The following is a 21,416-nucleotide window of genomic DNA, read 5'->3' as shown; positions in this document are numbered from 1 at the left end:
GGTTCGGCCTTCCCCCCCCCTATCCCATATTGCTAAGGATCTATTCAGCTACTTAGCGTACCGTTCACCTAGCCAATGGCAAATCACATAGCACCGGAAATGTTCAAATACGACCAAGGAGCAATGATGGCTCCTGGTGGTACCGTATAAACACTTAAAATTAAGTCAAAAATTGTAGCTAACAAGTACCACTTCACAATCAAGATTTTTCAATCTAGCATTCGTATCGAAACTAATGATTATCATCTTTATATTGAGACTTATCGGTTAGAATCTTGTATAAATATTCTATTATTCCCAGGGAAGGCATAAAGCAATGATTGAACAAGCTCAAAAACACCGCCAACTTGTCACCGATATTCTTGAGGGTGATGCTTTACATGCCCATCAGGTCGATGCGGCAACAAAAACATTTTCTGCTCTTACGGGAAATGTTAGAGCTGTGGTCACTGCTGCGGAGATGCAAGCGGGGAAATCAGGCATTGCTCTAGCTTTATGCTGCCAGCAACGCTTAAGTCTCAGTGATAACGACATCTGTGAGAGAAGACATCTTAAAGATACACTCTATCTAGTAACAATGCCTGATACAGCGCTAAAAGAACAAGCTGAAGATGACTTAGTTCTTGCCAAAAACGTAATCGTTAGCAACTTTGTTAATTTTGAAAAAGCACTTGAGAACGAATTCAAAGGTAATCCCCCTAAACTCATTATCATTGACGAATGCCATTACGGTTCGAATGTTTCAGCAGTTCGATATAGCAAAATATTCGATTACTTAGAGCAGGAAAATGACTCTTGCAAAGTGGTCTTCATTTCAGCAACTCCATTTGGTGCTCTATATGGCGCAGAAACAGAATATGAGGAAGCGTTGGAGTTGCAAGCCGAAGCAGAGTCGAAACAAGACAACGAATTATTCAACGAAGCTAATGATATCGCTGAAAAGGCACTAAAAGACTCTATACTCCGCCGAGACTTCAACACTCGCTTAGTTTTCCACAAGACAAGTGAAGAGTATTATGGCGTGAGAGAAATGCTTCACAATGACAAGGTTAAAAGTTTAGAAGGTGATAGCAGAAACTTTCTTTATCCTTCAGCTGAACGTGATGCTTTTATTAACCAGTTTAAAGATCATCAAGGTGTTGGTTGGTCGTTAGTTCGAGTTCCTGCAGGCAGTGCAATGAATGCGAAGGAATTTCTCATCTCACAAGGCCTGGAAGAGAATTCGATTTATATTTTAGGAAACTCACTTAGTGGTGTGCCCGAGGACGAACATTGCAGTATTGAACGTTTTAAAAAAGAGTTTGATGATGCACAGTTATTTGGAGATAAACTAATCGCCATAACTGTAGCTGGAGCAAGAGCTGGTATTAATTTTGGTGCCATGATGAAAAATAACCTTATCTCTACCTGGGACAGCACAGTTGCTAGTGTGGCTGCGGTGGTACAAGCAAATATAGGACGAGCCTGTGGTTATCACGGTAATAACTCATCTATGCACTATACCAATATTAATGCCGCTGAAGCTTATGCTGCAATTTTAGACCATCTTGAAAAAACATGTTCTGAATCTGCAGCCTCCGACTTCGATGGCTTAAAAGAATTCTTTGAAGACGTTTGTCAGGAGTACCAGGTAAATGGTCTCGATGTAGGCCTTACCATAAAATACAAGCGTCGTAGACCTATTGGTGATGTTGAAACTTACAAGGTAAATAATTACATAGCTGTACCCGCAAAGTTACTAGACCATGATTCAGATTTTAGTCAATACACTAGTGACAAACATCTATTACAAGCTATTGATCTGATAAGAAATGAATTTACAGCTAAAGGTGCGCCTAGCGTGAAAGGCAATAGAGCAATGCGGGGCAAAACCAAAAACTGGATCAAGGCACATTGGATCAATGGTGACAGTTACAACAATCCAGAAAAAGCTCGAGTAGATGGCACACAAAAAGAGAAAACCATTATGTACACGCAAATGCTTGATCAAGGTGAATATCTTGAATTCAATCGTGTGGTGGCACCTGGTTCTGGCGAATTGTCAGAAAATAAACTCATTACCGCCTCTATATTTAGCGTCTACAACATATCCCGTAGGCAGGTAGATAAAAAAATCATGACTACCGAAGATGTGTGGGAGATGTGCGATCACTTCGGTATTGAACGAGATGACACCATGTTCGTTCTTTATAAACGTGGTGAATATGATCTCGAACGTTCACTGCTCAAAAAAGAACACAATCAATTACCTGCAAAATCAGGCGAACTCAGTGATGAATCTCATTTCTCTGATACCGCTAAACTGACCTACTAAATATAAAGGGGGCGGAGCTCTTCCCCCGACCAGATTTAAGAGTAATGACAATGACGCAAAAGCATCGGCACTATGTTGAACAAACAATTCAGGAACATACATTTGAACATCAACGAGATGCCGCTCATAATACATTCTCTAAATTCAATACGGGCTCAAGAGCGGTTGTCATTGCCGCAGAGATGCAATCAGGTAAGTCAGGGATTGCTTTAGCGTTAGCTGGGTTACAACGACTATCACTTTCTGATGATTTCATTAGCGATAGAAAAAAGTTAAAAGATACACTTTACCTAATCACCATGGCAGATTTAGCCCTGCAAGAACAAGCTAAAAAAGATTTGGCACCATGTAAAAATGTCGTTGTAAGCAACTTTACAAACTTCGAAACAGCCTTAAAAGTGGATTTTAAACATCATCAACCACAACTTATTATCATTGATGAATGCCACTACGGTTCAAGTAGCGACAGTGTTCGTTATGATAAAGTGTTCAGCTACTTAGAAATGGATAATATTCATTGCCGAGTTGCTTTTGTTTCCGCAACACCATTCAGCGCTCTTTATGCTGCGGGTGCAGACTCGATACTGCGCCACAACTTCAATACCTCCCTAGTATTCCATAAAACCAGCAGCGAATATCATGGAATTCGCCAAATGCACCGCTTCAACCAGATTATTAAACTTGATGAAAATCACCGAGATTTCTGTGAAGAATCGCTGATGAGAAAGCGCTTTATTAGGCAATTTAAAGAACATGTTGGTACTGGTTGGTCTCTCGTAAGAGTACCAAGTAGCCAAGCAAGGTTGGCAAAACAGATCTTACTCGAAAATGGTATTGATGAAGACCAAATTCACATAGTTGGCCAAAAGTTAGTCGGTATTGAGGATCATGAACTCTGCTCCATTGATGATTTAAAAAGAGAGTTTGAAACGGCGAGTCTATTTGATGAAAAAATGATTGCTATAACTGTCGCAGGATTTCGTGCAGGTGTTAATTTTGGTCAGGAAATGAAAGAGACATTAATCAATACGTGGGATAGCAGTATTGCCAACATTGCAGCAGTGGTCCAGGCCAACATTGGTCGAGCATGTGGCTATCATCAAAATAGACAGGCAAAACACTATACCAATCTAGATGCGGTTCGAGCATACAGTGAGTTATTAGCGCATTTAGAGTCCCGAGATAAGGACAAAGAGTTTGAAGGACTTCTGGACGTATTTGAACAAATTTGTACTAAGTATGATGTCCGAGGATTCGACAGAGGCACTGTTGTTGCACCAACAGTAAACACTAAAGTGATCAGAAAGCTTGATGACTCAAAAATATATTTAACCAAAGGTTACATTGTCGTACCTGGTAAGCTTACTGATTCAGACTTCAATTATAGCGCATTGACTACAGACCCTGAATTACTAAGCGCCATTCAGCTTATTCGGCAAGAACTTCTCGATAATGATGGCCCATTTCGCAAAAAAGGTCGCGCATTACGAGGTAATCATCAAAACTGGATTAAGGCTCAATGGGTTAATGGTGTCACTTATAATGACTACACACCTAGTTGTGCTAAATCTAGGGCACAACATTTTACTCAGCGCTTAAATAATGGTGAATTAGTCGAATTTAACCGCATTGTTAATCCTGGAGGTGGTGAGAAAACCGAAGATAAACGAGTGATGGCCAGTATCTTTAGTATTTACAATTTGTCAGGTCAAATGGACGCCTACAAGCGTGCGATGGACATCGAAGATATGGCAGAAATTTGTATGCTATTTGATATCGAGCTAGATGACACGTTAATCTTGCTCTATCAACGAGGTGATTACTCTCAAGAGCGAACCGATTCGACGATACAAAACGATGAGACCTTACACAGTGGTAGGATCAAGCATAACAGCGTGTTTTAAATTCAACTAAAAGTGTACTAGCTCAGACCAGATCTGACAGTTACCCAGTTTTCTGGTGCCTTCGTCAGATTAGTTTGTTTCGGCAACATTTTTTATACTTCTTACCTGAGCCACAAGGACAAGGTTCATTAACACCAACTTTTTGACCAACAGATATTGGTTGCTGTTTATTATCTACACCAAATTCATTTAGCCTGTCCATTAATTCATCTGTGAAAGCTTTAGTAATTTCTTGAAGTTTGTTACCGAAGAAAGCTTCATAAGCAAATTTAGCTCTAACATCACCTTTGTCTCTAGCCAATTTCATCCATTTTTTGGCTTTATCGATATCCTTTGAAAAAGTATTCCCATTGAAATAGTCATAAGAGATGTTAATCATTGATTGAGTACAACCAAGCTCACAGGCTTTTTCAATATATTGCTTTGCTAAATCAGGATCTTTATCGCAGGCCTCCCCATCAGAGTAATAATGATATAAAAAACGTAAAGCGAGCATGCTATCAGACATTGCTGCAGCCATTAATAGCTCATAAGCCTCACTAAATTGGCTTTCTGTGTATAGCCTCGCCCCTAATAGAGCCATTGCCGGTGCAAACCCCTTCTTTGCAGCAATTCGCAAAGCCGTTAAACCTTGATCTTCTATACCTAGCTCTAAATCCTCATTTATCGCGATGTCTGCAAAATGAAAAAGGTACTCAGCCCTACTGCGACTAAACCTTAAATCAGCCGCTTTATTTGGCTCTCCCCACATACTTATAGGTAGGTCATCAAGCTCTGCATCGATATCAACAGCTGCTTTATATAACGACAATGCAATCTTTAATTGTGATTTTCTATGGGCAGTGTCAACATCATTTTCAATAAGTGATTCCGACTCAGCCTGCTGTTCAGTAAGCATTTTTTCAATTGCTTTACCTCCCATAAACTTTTCATGAGCACTATTTGAATTTAATGCATTTAAAATTAAGGTATTCAGCTCAAGACTTTCGAGTTTGGCCATAACTAGCGTTTCATTTTTTGCTATGCACTTGAACTCTTTACCACAAGCAGTCATTACCTGAAGCAACAACTCTCTTCCTCGCTCAGCATCTTTAATTAACTGCAACTTTCGATTTTCATCAGCTTGTGACCTTAGCTGCTGAAATTCAGGATTGTTTTTAAAATCAGAATCATCACTTTGAGAAAGTGTTTTATGAACGGCACTATTAGTAAGCTTTTTAAGCTCACTAAATACACTGCTTAACCGACCATCTATCCACCCTTGATGCTTTAACTCCTTAATCTGTGAGTGGAGAGTGTCAAAATACTCGATTTGGATCTGATGTTGAGAGCAAAGCTTACTGCAAATTTGTTCGAGTATTTGGCGATATTTGAGCAAAGCGTATTCAGGAAATACCGTCATGACTTCAATTGCATGACTGTAATCTTCCCCGATTTGCAACCCAAAACGCTTAGCAAATAACAAGTCATCAACTTCTATTTTACTTGAAACTAAATCTGTACCCATCGAAAACGGTCCTTGTTTTACAGTATTAGCAACTTTATTTGTTTAACGAGTGTTTAACTAAATCTTGATATTAAGCACTGGCGTTAAGCACTCTTGAAGGCTCAAACCACCGTGATTATAGTAATCGCCACCGACATAACCTGCAATGCCTGGAGCCATCGCAACTGTGACACTGGGGTTCCAATGCCAAGGAACCGTTAACCCAGATGAGCTCATATTGTCTTTCAAAATAGCGCAACGAGTTAAGCGTTTTTTCACCGATGTTTTAGGGATACTCGCCTCAGCCAACTTGTTCGGCACCCAAAGCCAGCCGTGATCTGTTACAACCTTAATTCGCTTCCATCCAGCATTCAAAAGCCCTTCTATTCGAGCAGCAACATCATTAAGCACAGCATCAATATGCAATGGCATTTTACGTTGCTGAGCATGCCCCATGTTATCTAAGTCGCCCGTCTGCACCCAGGCATAACCATTGGGTTCACCGGTTTCTAAACCATCTAAATATTGCCAACCTTTTTCAGCTAAGGCTTTTTTAAACTGATAAGCAGAAAACTCAGACTCTGTACCTAATAGAACGGGTGTAAAGTTTTCATTATCTTGAAGGCCCGACAATAGATCTGCCACTGGCGTAACCGCAGCTTTAGCCGTCGCAGTTAACGATGGCAGTGCCGCCCATTGCGTGGTTAAGTCGATATTAAGGCCAAGCCGACTTAACTTAACTTCTAATAATTTCGCGGTATCAAAACGCAAGCCATCAACAAAAAAGATCACTTCACCGCCAACAGTGTAATGAGATGTAGACTCTTTAATTTGATTATCACCAGGGTAGCCTCTTTGCTCCACCAAGGTTTGAAAATTCAATGTCACCTGCTCTAACCAAGGTGTATAGATAACCGCTAATACATCAGCAATCACCTCTTGTTGGTGGATATCTTGCGCCTTAGCCATGGCGGCAATGGACGAAGCATCAGCTTGCCAAAATCGTTCTTGGTAAAACTCTGCCATTGCTTGAGGTGACGAGCCATTAAAGGAAATTTCTGTATGCTCCAGCACAGCTTTTAACTCAGCTAATATTGCTAACCATGGAGATAAACCTAATTGTGCCCAAACCCAAGATTGGCGTTGGTGTTGTTCGCTCCATAATCGAGTGATGACGGCGGCAATATCAACACGCATCTTATCTTTTAGCGCTTTAAGCTCGCTCTCAATAGCACGTTCATCGCGGTTATTCTCAAATAAGTAATGCTGCGCCTCAAACGCTAAGCCTGATGGCTCAACATCAGCTAAACCCTTAACTAGTAGAGGGAGGTTAGATGCAGTATCAATAAAGCGCTGCCACACACTTTGCCAAGCTCCGTCCGCTCCACATAACAAACTTAATGGGATATTCAGTTGAGTCTGAGTCGGTGTAAAACCGTAATTTTGAGCACAAGACTGCTTGAAAATTTCCCATTTATTACCTTGCCATTGCGACTCTTTCTCTTGGGGGTTATTCAGCCAAGCCAAAATATCTTTAGCAGGATCATTTAATACAATGGCATAAAACTCATCGGCAGTTAATTTTTTACCTTGTAACCGTTCTGCCGGTGATTCAAGAATATCCGGCAACACCTGAATTATCGCATCTAAGGTTTTTTTATCTTTAGCTAAATCTAGGCCTAAACCGACATTGGGATTGGTCAAAAATGACGATACGCTCCAATCACGACCAGCCGAATTATACGCCCACCAGCAACCACGGTATTGCAACTCTGCAAGCGGACGCAAATAATCAGGGCACTGCTCAATGGCACGTAAATCTTTGCGCCCTACTCCAGGTAAATAGATAATAGGCGTTTTACCCGCAGGTAATTGGCAATCCTCTAACACACCCGCAATCGCACACTTAACCCAAATCGCTGGGCCTGTACGTTCTTCTGGCTTGTATTGACCGAGTTCAATTAGTTCAGGCAACTGTTGTTTTATGTATGGCATTGCGGATTGCCATTGGCAATCAATGTCTGTCCACAAAATGGCAGCAGGTGCTACTTGAACTGACTTATTAAAAGTTGCTGAGTTTCGCAACTGCTCGATTAAATAATTAACAACTAACATCAAGGTTCCAACGTTGTTTGCAAAGGTCTACTAATTCTTGTTGGCGGCGTTCTAGTACTTCAGGCGTCCATATCGGTTCATTTAGAACCTGCGTCGTCAACACATAGGACGAGATCCCGCTTTTACCACCGAAATATGCGGTCTTCTTACGCTCAAAATCAAAATTTGAAGCTTGAGAGTTTCTTCTTTGTGTTAAAGGAACAAGATTAGCCAAGCGGTGTGTCCACTTATCTCTCTCTTCGACATCAGGCCAGTTATTATCCCAATCACTCTCGAGCTCTACTGTTTGCGGCAGTACATGCTCTATCGTGAGTACTGAATGCTCGTACTTAGCAGCCCCATCGGTAAGGAAAGAATCAGTTCTAAGAATAAGGTAATTACGTCTTCGAGCCGTTAGGTGATAAACGTTTCCGTTAATAACATCAACGAACTCTTGTACCTCAGCTTGTGTTAGATTTACGGATGCTACATCTGACGAGCCAGACCTCTCGATGCAATCAAGCACATCGGCATAACGCTCAATACGTTGGTTAATGTTAGCCGCGCATATATGTAGCTTTGCAGCTAAACGCTCCAGACGAATGATGAAATCCAACACTGCATTACTATCTGTTCCAAATTTAGCAAGGTAGCTTATAGCTACAGGTAACCAGTCTGAGTTATCAATCTTGTTCAACCAATAAAGTACCTGGTTAATTTCTCCAGCATTATCTGTAGATTGATAAGCGCAATCACGCGCTATTAGGTACGCATCAGCGTATGGCATTATGATGTCGTTGATTAGCGTTTCAGGCTCTGGTGTTTTTATTAAAACGTGTTCTTTAAACTCTTCAAGTAACGCACGTTTTGCCTTGGTTTTCGCATAAATCATCCGAATGTAGGTGAGAAGATCATTTAGACCGTCTCGACCAGTTTCTACTTCAATCGCTTCCCACGTATCGTTAAATTCATCTCGTTTTTGCTCCGCAATCTTGCCTATAGCATCAGCTTTAATGAGATCTGAAGGTAGAAGATCTAAACCACGGTTATTCAAGACAGAAAAAACACGAAATGCAGACTGTTGGCTTGGCGATGTCACTGCAACCAAAAAACAACGTGTCATTAAGAACACGCCAAAGTTGATTAGAGACTGCTCTCTAACAAGCGCCTTACGTAGCTTAGTCTGAAGTAGCAAAGCATTTTTGCGAATGTTGACCTGAGACTCATTCTCCAAAGTAGCTTCATCAATATTAGCAAGCTCATCAAACTTCAGTGTTTGAACTGTATTAGCAAAAAACTCTCGATCACGCTGTCGAAGTGCCAAACGAGGTTTTGCTGGAATACCCTGAAATTTCTTTCCTGGCTCCTGAATGTAGGTAAAGCATTCGTTCCGTGCTTCGTCATCTTCCATCAACGAAGTCAATGCGGCGATCAATATAGTTAATGTTGTAAGCCGCTGTTGACCATCAATAACCTGCGAATGAGGTTTATTTTCCTCTTTCACCAAAACAATACTTCCGAGGAAATAACTTTCCTCGGCTTCATGTTGATAAAAATCGTACAGGTCGTCGAATAGCTCGCCTGCTTGTTCTGTTGTCCAAGCATAAGGGCGCTGATACGGAGGGATTTCATAATCGAAATCTGAACTAAAAATTTTAGAAAGGGCATACTCTGCCCCAGTAATGTTTTTAGACACCTGAAGACTCCTTAGCTTCCCTAGCCGCTTTCTTTTCAGCAAGCGTAAGGTGATGATCGTTAATACGACTACCCTCTTTCTCACCGTAAACTGGGCCAAGGTCAAACCATGGAGCGGAAGCTACATCTGTACCTCGGTCTTTTTTCCAGTGGATGTTTGGCTTACCACGCAGTACACCTGCGCCTTTTTTACCCACATCTTTCGCTAGCATAAATGGGCGGATGTTGAGACGTACCCCATCATTCAGATCTGGGTGCCAACCAATAGGTTGCTCTGCTAATGGTTTCCAGCGAACAAAGATATCTAAGCCTTTTTCACCAGCTAAGATTGCCTCGAGTTGTGTCTTTAGGTTTTCAGCAGCAGACAAACGAATGTCTGCCCCATCGATACCATCGGCGATACCGCGCTTTTGGGTACTAATCCAGTCATCAAGATAAGTATAAATAAGACGTTCAATGCCTTTATAGTCGAGTTTGTGATAATTCACTAATGCCGAAAAGCCATCTTTTAAGCCATCCCAGATTTGCCAGATAAAGGGTCTGTGCTGAAACAGCTTACAGTGTTGCTCAAAAAACTTATCTCGAAGCCAATCATCTATGCTGGTGGATTTCACAGCTTTAAGCAGCTTAGCTTCAACCGAGTTTGACCACTTTGTGCCATAGGCTTTTTGTAATATAGCCTCTAAGCGTTTAACCGCATTCATCTCACCGCGAATAGCGGGGATACAAACAATGCCATCGTCATCGACTAGGCCATCAAAGTCAGCATTTTTTAGTATCACCTGACGCATTTCAGGTGCCAGTTCCATGTTCTCGTCTAATTCAGCAGGCCATTTGTAGCCTAGTAAGCGGGCGACCGCGACTTGCAGTACGGTGTCATCCTGGCGTAATTCACCCACTGCAGTGGTTTTGGTTTCTTCATTCCAAACTACAGAAGCACAAGGGTGACCATGGAAGATCCATTGTGTTGGATCGTCTGAATGTGGTTGTGGGAGGCCGTTCGGGTATTTCTCTTCGGCAATTTTAGTCCAATATTTAAGTTCAAATGGTACTTTAGCTAAAGTTGCATTGGTTACATTCAGTTTAGAGTCAACTTTTCGAACCTCATTATGATATTGCTCTGAACAGCAGTAACACCAAACAGCAGGCAAGTACTCTTCTTTTTCAGGAACAACCGCAGCTACGTTTGTATTAAATTTAGAACCGAAGTACATAGACACAGGTAATGAGCCCATACAACTCACGGCGACCCCCTTTTTAGTCCACACATTTTTACCTTGTAGATCTCGTTTTCTGTCACGTTCCTGAGATGCAGCTAACCTTCGCATTACACCTTTTCCATCCTGATAGAATGCAACTCTTTCCCCACCTTTAAAATGAGTAGTTTTATCTGTTGTACCAAGAAAGTACTCCCAACCATCTCGAATTAAATAGAGCTCGCTGAAATTACGGACAAACATTGGATCATCATTAGTCGTAATGCCCTTATGTCCTTGTGCAAGCTTAATCAGTAAATTATTTTCATCACTTTCATATGATGTAATTCTATGATCTGGGTTTTGAAGCTGATTTCGCTGACTAACATTTTTTATCACTTCTTCAGATAAACTTATTGATTTCGGATTTACACCGACATAGTCACTTACATCTAAATCAATATATAGATCACTTTCCTTTGGCATGAGGTTCGCTACTGATATCAAGATTGGTGCGACATTCAAGGTCGTATTAAATGCGTCATAACCTAACCTAACAATACAATTTATAGTTTTATTATGTAAAATACTGTTACGTAGATTTTTATAACTACTTAAAAAAAGCCAATTCTGAGGCATTACTAAGCAAACTGAGCTTGAAATAAGCCCAAGTTCAAAACATCGCTCCATAAAAACAGTAGCTAAATCATACTTTGAAGTAAGGTAGTTCAGGTCGCAATAATCTTTTACAACCTTACCCTGCTTAGTATTGGTAAGATATGGCACATTAGTAATTACCCATTGATATTTATCAACCAGAAGACCTGCAGCCTTTGCCAAGCCTTGCGCAGTGGCCTTCGCATCATTACTTGCATCTGACTTATTCGCCATCGCTTTTTGCAACAATTCCCAAGGTGCTTGCTTATCTTCACGATTGCTAGGTAGGAGCTTAGTTGGATCTATCAAACTGCCCAGCGTTGGGGCGTCTTTAAAGGTATTTTGCATCCAAGAAATAGCATCAGAAAGTGCCTCATCTCCTTTAGCTAAATCTTTCCATTCTTTTTGTGCCTCAGTAATCGACATACCTGAACAGGCGAGTTGCAACTCCGGCAACACACGATAACCGCCAGCACCAGGGTAACGCCAAGCTTCAAGCGCTAATGCAAACGCTGCCAACTCCACACAGCGTTGATCTAGCTCTAGGCCATGGATGTTATCTTGCAATACCGCATTGACCGCCTCTTTTGCCGTTAAGCCTTCAAGCTGCATGCGCATTGGCACTAACATTAAAAAGACTGCGACTAAGAAGTGGCCCGAACCACAACACGGATCGAGTGATTTAAATTCGCTTAGATCTTCAGGCCATTTATCAAAATCACCAGCGGCTGATTTCCATACGCCACTATCTTCATCTTTTGTAAAGCGCAAATATTCAAGTGGTACTCCGGGAATAGCGGCTAGTTCACGCAGTTCTTGCTCGCTGTTAGCGCGGATTAAATCATCACTGCTTAAACGGCGTTTAGCCCACCAGGCTCCTAGGGCGTTGTCCAATAAAAACGACACCATGTAGGGTTCGGTAAATAACTGAGTGACAGGGCTTAGCTCTTTGGCACCAATCTTTACCCCAGACTCATTCACTTGTTTTTTCTTTTTGTTTTGCCAAAACTGATAACACCAACCCAGGCTGTCTTGGGCTTGGAAGGTGGCTAAATCTAACTCTGCGATTAGATTTTCGAGAGTATTGATATGGTTAATGGATAGCTTAATCTCAAATACTGGCGAGTCGGCACGAAATATTTGTGGCAACATTTTTTGTGCTAAACGCCCTGCTAGCTCCCAACCGTCTTTGCAATCGGGTTCTTCTTCGGCAAGCTCGTTGCACTCATCCAGTGTCACCGGGGTGCCTTCATACATGAGTAGATTATTTTGCTCGAGATAGCGAGCAAACAGCATGCGATGCCAATGCTCGTAGGCCATTTCATTGACCAGAGACTCTGTTTCTTGCTCGCTACCCACGAGCTTATCGCCTAACTGGCGAGCATGGGCGCGCAAAGTGTTACGCAGTTTACGCTCATCATCGGTTAAATAGCTGGGAGCCTGGGTATCAGCAACACCTAGTCGTGTTAGTGCATCTGTTACTGCTGCCTCAACCACCTCGCGAGCGTTTTCTACTGTCGTCTCTAATTTTTTACGTAATGCTTTATCGAGTGAACTGCGCATAGTTATCTCTTAAATTCTTTAGGTACGATTGTCTTGGCCACTAATGTTTAGACTCTATTAATTAGTTATTAGCCATTAATCGTTAGCCATATATGTGATAAACCCTTGCTTGTATGATGAAAACATAGAGCAAGGGTAATCGGCTAAATACTATATAGTAAGTAAATGCACCATTAAGATGGCACCACTGGCCCTTTGGCGAGCTCTGCACGTAGCTCTTGCTCGACTTTGTCCAGCCACTTTTGTAGCTGGGTTTCGTCTTCGATTAACGGCTTATTGAGTTTGTAATACCTGACTTTTGGTGTCAGTTCACTGATGGCATCTTTAAGTACTTGGTCAAAAACACTCGGTAACGCGGCAGTTTTATCACTCCATTGCTCGAAATTAATCTCATCGAGCGAGTCGAACACGCCAGCTGCGTCACTGACATTAACTTCTGGCAACTTATCGAGATGACGTTTTTTTAAGAATTCATTACGTTTGGTTTCATCAAGTTTTTGCCAGTTTTCATCTTCTTCTAGCTCGAGCATGCAAGCTTTATGCTCCTGCTGGTACTCGTTTATCTTACTGGTTAACGTGTCTCGCAAGCTATTAACTGCTTGCTTGAGTAAAGCATCCACCGGATTTGGATCATCTAATAAACTACGATTAGCGATAATGGCTTGGCGCTCTTTATCTAGGGCAGTAAAAATACTTAAATCTTTGGCATACTTCAGTGCAAGTTCGAAATCACTCCAACGCGCTTGACGAACTTTAACTTTATCCACTAAAGCCTGCCAATCTGCAAAGTCGCTGAGTAATTGATCTTTATTATCGAACACCTGTTGTAACTGTTCGTTACCAGAATACATTTCTAAATCAGTGAGTAATTTAGTGCTAGGCGCCATAGGTAATGGAGCTTCACCACCAGCACGGCGAGCAAGGTTACGGGCATTAATAATCGCTTGCGGCAAATTGGTTACTTCTTCACCGGCATTACACGTTTGCTCATGTAAAGTGCTAATCACTCCGCGCACCTTGATTAACTCGACTTTTGATAAAGTAACATTTTCAGGGCGGAACTTTGTTTGAGTTATAGAAGACCTGTCTAACTTTTTAGCGTCTACCGCTCTCTCTTGGCTGTCGGCGGCGCGTAAAATATTGGCGGCGACCATTGCAAGCAATGCACCATCGATGGTGTCTTTACTCCAACCAAAAGGCGCTTGACGGAAATTATCGACAATATCTTTACCTGGCTTCATCGAACCAATAAAACGTTTTATTTCGGCGCATACTGGGTGTTTGTCGGCATCATCATTATGGCCAATAGCTTCGAGTGCATTGGCATCAGCATGCTTACTGGCACGCTCAAACACTTTAGCCCAGCCTTTATCGTCGGCCATTTTAAATTTATGGTACAAACGCTGGCAGGCTATTTCACCGGCATTTTGAATTTGATCTTTTAGGGTTTCGCCTTCAACCTCTTGACCACCGGCTAATCGAACTTGAATTTGCGAGAAGATATCTTTCAGCAATGCCTTTTTAGTTCGCTCGGCATCACGTAAACGAGTCTCCATGGCATCTTTAGCTTCTTTACCTGCGTCGGTAGTGGCACCACCACGAATGTCTAACGTGTTCTCAGCCGCTTTAAGCGAGACTATTGCCGCTTGTAATTCACTACGGTGTGATGTCGGCACATGGATAAAAATGGTTGCCTCATCAGGATCGCTACCCCGAGATAAATCATTAAACTGTTTCTCTGTTACTTCAGGTGCCCAAGCGCAGATTTTTTTGTCTGCATCGTTTGGCAGTTCGCTCTCAAAGATAGGCGTAATCACTCGGGACTCTGCAACACTGCCTTGGGTAATGCGTGCTTGAGCAATTTGCTGACGTACATAACTTTGCAGTTCTTTAGAACGGTATGACTCCAGCATTTGTGGGTTACCGATTAAATCTGATTCCTGGCGGCGGAATTCATCGTACCACAACTGGCTTTCTACCGTTTGTAAGCGGTACTCTTGCCCGACTGTGGTTTCCATCGACATGATCAAATGCTCATTCTCAAGCACTTGCAACATTTTGGGTACGATTGGGCGCAGTTTGTGTTTATCTTGCTGCAAATCTTCTAATAATAAATCCGCTAGGCTGTCTACCGTTGAATGAATGCCATATTCGACATCATTCGGAAGTTTACTAATGAGTAAAATAAGTGCTAACAAGCGACCTTGTAATTGCTCATCTCCATTACCCGCTTTTTTGCGGCTGATGGTTTCGTAGATATCTTTTGATATCACACCGGTTTGAAGTAAGTTAGTCGCAATTTGGTCGTATATAAAATCTGCGGGGACCACATAACCTAGCTCTTTTTCTGCGGTATTTTTAACAGCCTCATGTACCACACGTAATTGATTACGTAGTTGAGAGCCAGTACCGGTTTTATCTAGTGCGGGAAGAATTCGCTCCCAAAAGCGACGACGGACAGGTAATAGTGGATAGTCTTTTACCATCCATTTCTCATCGTCTTTATTGTGTTCTATGGTACTAGCACGCAAATGACGTGATATTTCACCTAGGTTGTTATCAATAACCGCTTGCACTTGTGCTTCTGCCGAGCTTTTCTTTTGCAGAATAACTTTACGGATCACTGAATCCACGTCGGTGTCTTCAAGTTGCACCGGCACCTGGAAACGGCCTAATAAACGTTGCAAGTTAGACATACCCGATAAAGCACTTTGGCCTGTGGCGATAAACAGTAATTTAGATTTTAATGCGCTTGCACCACTACAAGTTTCTACCACTTCTTGCACATCAAATGCCCGCTGGGCATCATCACTGATGTACTGCTGTACTTCATCAAGCACGACAAGGGTTAACGGTAGTTCACCATCAACAGATATTGCATCGACTAAAGCTGATACCATTTCATCGTTGGTGACATCTTTTACAATAATGTATTGAGAACGAAGCATCTCACGCACTTCTTTGGCGTCTGATGCAAAACCTGGGATCGCATCTAATATGGCGGTATGCAGTATTGGAGATACATGCAGGTTTTTAAGCTCTTTGTCCCAGCTATCGACACCGTCTTTCGCTTTAGCGTGAGTTTTTACGTATTGTTGTACTTGAGCTAATACGCCTTCTGCTTTTAGCCACATAACAAAACGTGCGAGATGATACTGCTCTGGTAAACCCACAGATTTAAAGATAATGCCAAGAAATGCCATACGCACTTGGTCACGTACACCGGCACCGAGTGTGCCTGATGCGGCATGTAAACCACCATGATTAATGGCTAGTGATGATAGCTCATCAAAATGTGCGGCAATGTGAGGAGGTAGTTCAACAACACTACGAGCATTACTTCCATCATTTAGCGTTTGGTTAGTCCATAAAGTACGTAGCATTTTTGCTAAGTGAGACTTACCAGAACCAAAGAATCCACTGATCCACACACCAGGTTGTTCACTATTGGTTTTAACCGCACTTAAGTAGTGACTTAGAATGCTGTCCATGCCTTTAGCGTAAGCCCCATCGCACACAAAGGTTCTTAACTCGTATTCGAGTGTTTCAAGCGCGGCTTTTGAATGATCGTCCTTGACTTGTGCAACACCATTGTTAGCTAAACGGCTATTGATTGGGTCGTTTATAAAAATTTCACGGTTTAACATCCTTGATCCCTATGAATTAGCTGAAATTGCGGTGGCGTGATATCCCCAACCGTCCTTTGCATCTAGTAATTGAAAATTATTGTTATGTACTTCGCCTGGAAAAAATATCACCAAGCGTCCCTTTACATGTTCAGCCACGGCTTCAACAAGCCCTGATACTGAAGCAAAACCAAATAATGTACCGCAGCCTAACATTGCGATGACTTTATTTTCATCTTGGTCATCGACAAACTGTTTTTTAAGACTCTCAACAAGTTCATCAGCAAAGTCACCATAAAGCCCTGTAAGGTATTCAGGGTCTTCAAAATAGGTTTCTTTGTAATCTTGGTCAGCCATCCATGTTTCAAAGCTGTTGGTTAAGTCCAATAGCGTCCAAGGGTGGTTATACTGCGTAGTGGCCTGTTCAAACTCGCCTATTCGGGCTCTTAGTTTTAGCTCATCTTCTTTGTGATAAACCAAAAAAATGGTTCGTTCATCCGCTGACACAGTTGATGGCCATGGAAGGCTAATATGACTTTCATAGCTGTTTAACAGTTTTGATAATCTATCTGACATTACCTACACCTTAGGTATTTCAATATTTGGAAATGTGACTTCGACCACTTCACTGGCTTGCTTGAAGTTGAGCAGGCCTCTAAGAGAAGCACTGTGCGCCAGCTCAAAAAGTCTTTCTTTATCTTGGTTCAACACTCTGCACCAAAAGCTATCAAACATCCTCTGGCCAGATAGACCATTACAATGCGCGAGAAATAATGCATAGGCAACATGGATATAGGTAACTTTTGGTATTGCACGGTATTTTTTGGCTTTTCCTGTCAAATAACCCGCTTGAGTCCAAGTCCCATTAATATTCTGAGCAAATGATTTTAGTGAGGCAGGACTAAAACGTTCGGGATCATCCTTGGCCAAATGGGCTTCGACTGTTTCACGGGAGATATGTTCACCAGGCTCAAGGTTTAAGATCAGGTCAGCTGAACCTCTTAATATGGGGTCTCGAGCAACTGCAAGTTGCAATGCTAATATGGCGTGTGAATCCTCGGATAGTTCCCACCACTTTCGCAAAACCTTAAACAGAGGAATATCTAACGAGATGCCATAGAGATCAACCAAGTGACGATAAGTTAGCTTGCGTGATTTCTCAGTTGGCTTATGCAGAATATTAAACTCAACGATGTCTTTTTCGTAATCTTCACGAGTGGCATTTTCTGGACATGAAAACAGTAACAATGATAACTCTTCAATCATCATACTGCGTGCAGAATGCGCACCGTTTTTACCAAATTTAAAACCAAGCTCTATTAATCGTTCTTGGCTAGTCATTAGTAGACCTCATTTGCTTAACCTTTCTTTGAGATGCTGATTACATTGTTTATTCATTAATGAACCAACTACCTCTTATTCTGGAATATTAACACATTGGACTAGATTAACATTCAATATCCAGATGCTAAAGTAAACTTGGACTGGCCTCAGCCCAAGAAATTAGGGATACCAGGCTGCAAGCGAATATCAATCACAAATCACCACACATTCTTTCTTAAGGTGGTAAGCCCCTAGATCTTTGGATCCAGTACCATTTTCTATTGATGTGGACGATCCAAATTACGAAGAAAGTTAACCCACTCACTGATTAGAACAGGCTCTATCCAGCATGCGTAACGATTAAATGCTAACCAAGTGGATTCTGGTAATGAGAACTCCCCCCACTGCTTCAACGTTGGTAAATCAAGGAAAATACTGTCCTTAGCACTCACCCTTTTATTATCAACTTCAAATACTGTTTGAACGCTATTAGGTAGGGTGATGTAGTTACATGGCATTGTTTTTATATTTTGTACCGATGCTGAAATTGTTTTGTACAGAGCAATAGCATCATCACCTGTAAATAAATTACCAATACGGTAATCTGATGATGTACGGTGAGTTAATTTGTGCCAACCGTCATCTTTCATAAACCCCATATTGGGTTTACTGTTTGGTGTTTGAAACAGCTTATGTTGATCAATTAAAACTTTATATTGATGGCACCAATACAAAGCGACCAGACCAACAGGTAAAATGACTCTGTCACCAAATGGTGATGGTTCTCTTCTTATTACTGCACCAGGATGGCCGTCGGCAATTCTCAATAAAATACGCAGCAATGCAAGCTTGTGCGTGGCAGATTTGCCATCGTTGATTGCCACATGTCGGATAAAGGGAAATGCACCAGATCCATCATCAGGCATCTGTAATACTACAGTTTGCCAAGAAACGTGATTACGACCTAGCTTATCTGTCTCTTTGGGGGTTTCTAACTTACAAAACAAACCTACATTAGATGCAAGCTTTTTTAACTCATCAGCACAAACAACGTACATTCTGCGCTTAGTAAAATCCTCCTCAGTCTGCCCATGCCTAAGTGAGATAACAATTTTCCCACCCGGCTTAAGGATGACGTATTGCGCGCGCCTGGTCACTAGGAGCAATGTGCATCCACACCGCACTAAGCAATATTAGATCAAAACTAACTTCTAACTTTGTAACTGATGAAAGTGCAGGTAAAGAATCACTAAGCCATTTTACTTTAGTACCAGCAGTAGTTTGCTGACCAAGCTTTAGTAGCTCTGTAGCGGGTTCGACTGCTAGGACTTGGATATTATTTTTTTCTAGATGAATTTCTTGAGCAAAGTCTGCTAAGTACTTTGCATCGCGGCCAGAGCCTGCACCGAGATCTAAAATTCTAGCATTGGGGTTACTAATGATTAATGGCAAAAATTCCGCCCAGCTTTGATGCACCTCCTCAAATGACTTTGAGAGGTATTGCTGAGCTAAATAACATGCGTTTTCATTATAAAATTCTATCACCAAAGACCAATCCTAGAACGATAGTTAAAATACCAAACCTGATTAACCTTATGATTAATTGATAAAACAAAAAGATTGTTCATCTTTGTATCATGTAACAAATACGGCAATTTGTCTTTAATTACCTTAAAGTTAGTTATAATTTGATAATGACTCAGAATGATATGAAGATAATGCATCGATATTAGTAGTAACAAGCCATATCAATCCACTTTATAGTACTTTTAACCTAATTAATCTCATAGCAAAACTCCAAAATTTACACTCTATTGAAAAACGAGAGTCTATTCGTAGAGACCATGGCAAAAAAGGTCATGGTCACGGTTTGGTCACCATTTGGTCACCATTTACGAAATTGAAGTTTTACGGACTAAGGAATTGACACGGTAGAGGTTACTAAAAAGTGATAAAATCTAGAAAAGACAAAGGCCTAGCATTTCTGCTAGGCCTTCTAGAATTTGGCAGGGGTGGCAGGACTCGAACCCGCAACCATCGGTTTTGGAGACCGCTGTTCTACCAATTGGAACTACACCCCTGTTGACGTGGGGCATTATGCAAAAATGACTCTAAAAGGTAAAGGACTTTTTATGACTAAATGGCTTAACTGCGGCTTTTTCATGCAAGACCGTTAATATTCCCAGCGTGGATACGGATTTTAAGCAAAAAAGCGAGAGCAGCACGCTTAGCTTTCTGTTTAGTAACTTACCAACCCGCACGCTATATACTCTTTTCTCGCAAAATCATGGAACACTCAAAATGCACCAAGCAATTCTATCCAACGTTTTATATTGCAATATAGTAGCGAGTATTGTGGGCCTGCTAGCATCACCTCTATCACACTCTCGCTAGTTAATATTGGTCTCACTATAGAATCACTACTGGAGTTCTATAAAGTAAAGATCCCACCTAGTCCCTCTATCTTGAAAGGGGTTAATACACTCATCACCAAAACTAAATCCCCCTCAATCAGGTGGGCAAATTCACTATGCCACTACACATGAAGCGAATAGGGCTGAACGAATACGAACGAAACCATCACCATAGTAATTGACCTCATCTAGTCTATAACTAGAAACTAGGCATGATCAGCTTAGAACAAGGTCTTCGTGTTGACTAACAAGGGGATGTGCAGTGTCGAAAAGGTTGGGAACTATTTCCGACCAGGCCAACATCCAGTTTAGCCTTAACACCACAGAGCCTTATCCCTATGAGCTAATGTAGGAAGTAAAGTCAGTGCAGACACTATCTACTGCCCATCACACAGATAGCAGCCTTGTATAACATCCACAATAGCCCCCATTGCTCGCGTAATTATTTCACAAGCGGGTCTTATAGACTCTCTTTACGAGAAATTAGGTGCCTGGGAATGACCTACTCTCCTAGTTCGCGCAGCGAACACATGGGGCGAAGAGATTGCGCTTAATGTACGAAGTACATTGCAGATTCGTAGCGCCTAGCAGCTTTGATGCTAGCTGGGGAGCCAGTTCAGCGGCGGGGCGACGGCCAAGGATGGCGGAAGTGTAGACATTGTCTGAAACATTTATCCACAGACATCGGGAGTAAACATTACACGTAAGTGCTTAAGTGGAAAAACCACCTACCTACATTGAAGTTGGCTTTGGAAAGCAACGTTGAAAACTTATAAAACTCAAAACGCTAAAAAGCCACCTTAATAAGGTGGCTTCTCTACTTAATTAGGCGCCTGGAAATGACCTACTCTTGTAGTTCGCACAGCGAACACATGGGGCGAAGAGGTTGCGCTTAATGCAAAGCATTCAGGAGCTTAGTCGCGCAAGTAACTTGTTACGAAGCTGGAGAGCCCGCTTAGCGGCGGGGTGACGTCGGGGGTATGTGGTTTCGCGAAGCGCACATACGAAAAAAGCCCTAGCGTTTTGTGCTAGGGCTTTTTCGTGTATTAGGCGCCTGGAAATGACCTACTCTCACATGGGGAGACCCCACACTACCATCGGCGCGATTGCGTTTCACTTCTGAGTTCGGGATGGGATCAGGTGG

General features: G+C 41.8%; 8 protein-coding genes, 1 tRNA gene, 1 rRNA gene and 3 pseudogenes. 2 read left to right on the top strand and 11 right to left on the bottom strand.

From position 1 onward, the window contains the following. Positions 1 to 316 precede the first annotated feature (316 nt). A complete protein-coding gene (locus tag L876_RS0115185; RefSeq protein ID WP_028764582.1) occupies positions 317 to 2,314 on the top strand; it encodes a DEAD/DEAH box helicase in 1,998 nt (665 codons plus the stop codon). A 50-nt stretch (positions 2,315 to 2,364) separates the two neighbouring features. Beyond that, the gene (locus L876_RS0115180) at positions 2,365 to 4,218 is read left to right on the top strand and encodes a DEAD/DEAH box helicase family protein (RefSeq protein ID WP_248674634.1); all 1,854 of its coding nucleotides are present in this window, start codon (positions 2,365 to 2,367) and stop codon (positions 4,216 to 4,218) included. Between the two features lie 64 nt (positions 4,219 to 4,282). On the opposite strand, the pseudogene L876_RS23305 reads toward L876_RS0115180, so the two are convergent. From L876_RS23305 to rrf, 11 genes and pseudogenes are all read right to left on the bottom strand, one after another. Beyond that, positions 4,283 to 4,393: pseudogene (locus L876_RS23305) on the bottom strand (SEC-C metal-binding domain-containing protein); the annotation flags it as partial. 117 nt (positions 4,394 to 4,510) lie between these two features. Continuing rightward, positions 4,511 to 5,620 (bottom strand): annotated as a pseudogene (locus L876_RS23075) (tetratricopeptide repeat protein); the annotation flags it as partial. Between the two features lie 162 nt (positions 5,621 to 5,782). After that, a complete protein-coding gene (gene pglZ, locus L876_RS0115170; RefSeq protein WP_028764579.1) occupies positions 5,783 to 7,819 on the bottom strand; it encodes a BREX-1 system phosphatase PglZ type B in 2,037 nt (678 codons plus the stop codon). Further along, positions 7,806 to 9,494: a DUF262 domain-containing protein gene (locus L876_RS0115165; protein WP_028764578.1), complete on the bottom strand. Its 1,689-nt coding sequence runs from the start codon at positions 9,492 to 9,494 to the stop codon at positions 7,806 to 7,808. Before L876_RS0115165 ends, pglZ begins: the two co-directional genes overlap by 14 nt. Further along, positions 9,487 to 12,909, bottom strand: coding sequence for an Eco57I restriction-modification methylase domain-containing protein (locus L876_RS0115160; RefSeq protein WP_028764577.1), 3,423 nt, complete (start codon positions 12,907 to 12,909; stop codon positions 9,487 to 9,489). The genes L876_RS0115165 and L876_RS0115160 overlap by 8 nt, the downstream gene beginning before the upstream one ends. A gap of 173 nt (positions 12,910 to 13,082) precedes the next feature. Next, on the bottom strand, positions 13,083 to 16,556 hold the full coding sequence (gene brxC / locus L876_RS0115155) for a BREX system P-loop protein BrxC (RefSeq protein WP_028764576.1): 3,474 nt from the start codon (positions 16,554 to 16,556) through the stop codon (positions 13,083 to 13,085). Between the two features lie 9 nt (positions 16,557 to 16,565). Further along, positions 16,566 to 17,111, bottom strand: a complete 546-nt coding sequence (locus tag L876_RS0115150) for a BREX protein BrxB domain-containing protein (RefSeq protein ID WP_028764575.1) — start codon at positions 17,109 to 17,111, stop codon at positions 16,566 to 16,568. A 3-nt stretch (positions 17,112 to 17,114) separates the two neighbouring features. Continuing rightward, positions 17,115 to 17,876 (bottom strand): hypothetical protein, encoded by a 762-nt coding sequence (locus L876_RS0115145; protein WP_028764574.1) that lies wholly within the window; start codon positions 17,874 to 17,876, stop codon positions 17,115 to 17,117. Positions 17,877 to 18,172: 296 nt separating this feature from the next. After that, positions 18,173 to 19,406 (bottom strand): annotated as a pseudogene (locus tag L876_RS21880) (class I SAM-dependent methyltransferase); the annotation flags it as partial. Positions 19,407 to 19,862: 456 nt separating this feature from the next. Continuing rightward, positions 19,863 to 19,939 (bottom strand) — tRNA-Trp (locus L876_RS0115135). A gap of 1,385 nt (positions 19,940 to 21,324) precedes the next feature. Beyond that, positions 21,325 to 21,416 (bottom strand): 5S ribosomal RNA (gene rrf, locus L876_RS22320); the annotation flags it as partial.

The sequence above is a fragment of the Shewanella colwelliana ATCC 39565 genome, assembly GCF_000518705.1.
In the GTDB taxonomy this organism is placed as follows: domain Bacteria; phylum Pseudomonadota; class Gammaproteobacteria; order Enterobacterales; family Shewanellaceae; genus Shewanella; species Shewanella colwelliana.
Note: the sequence above shows the minus strand (reverse complement) of the source record. Positions and strands in the feature narration are given on the sequence as shown.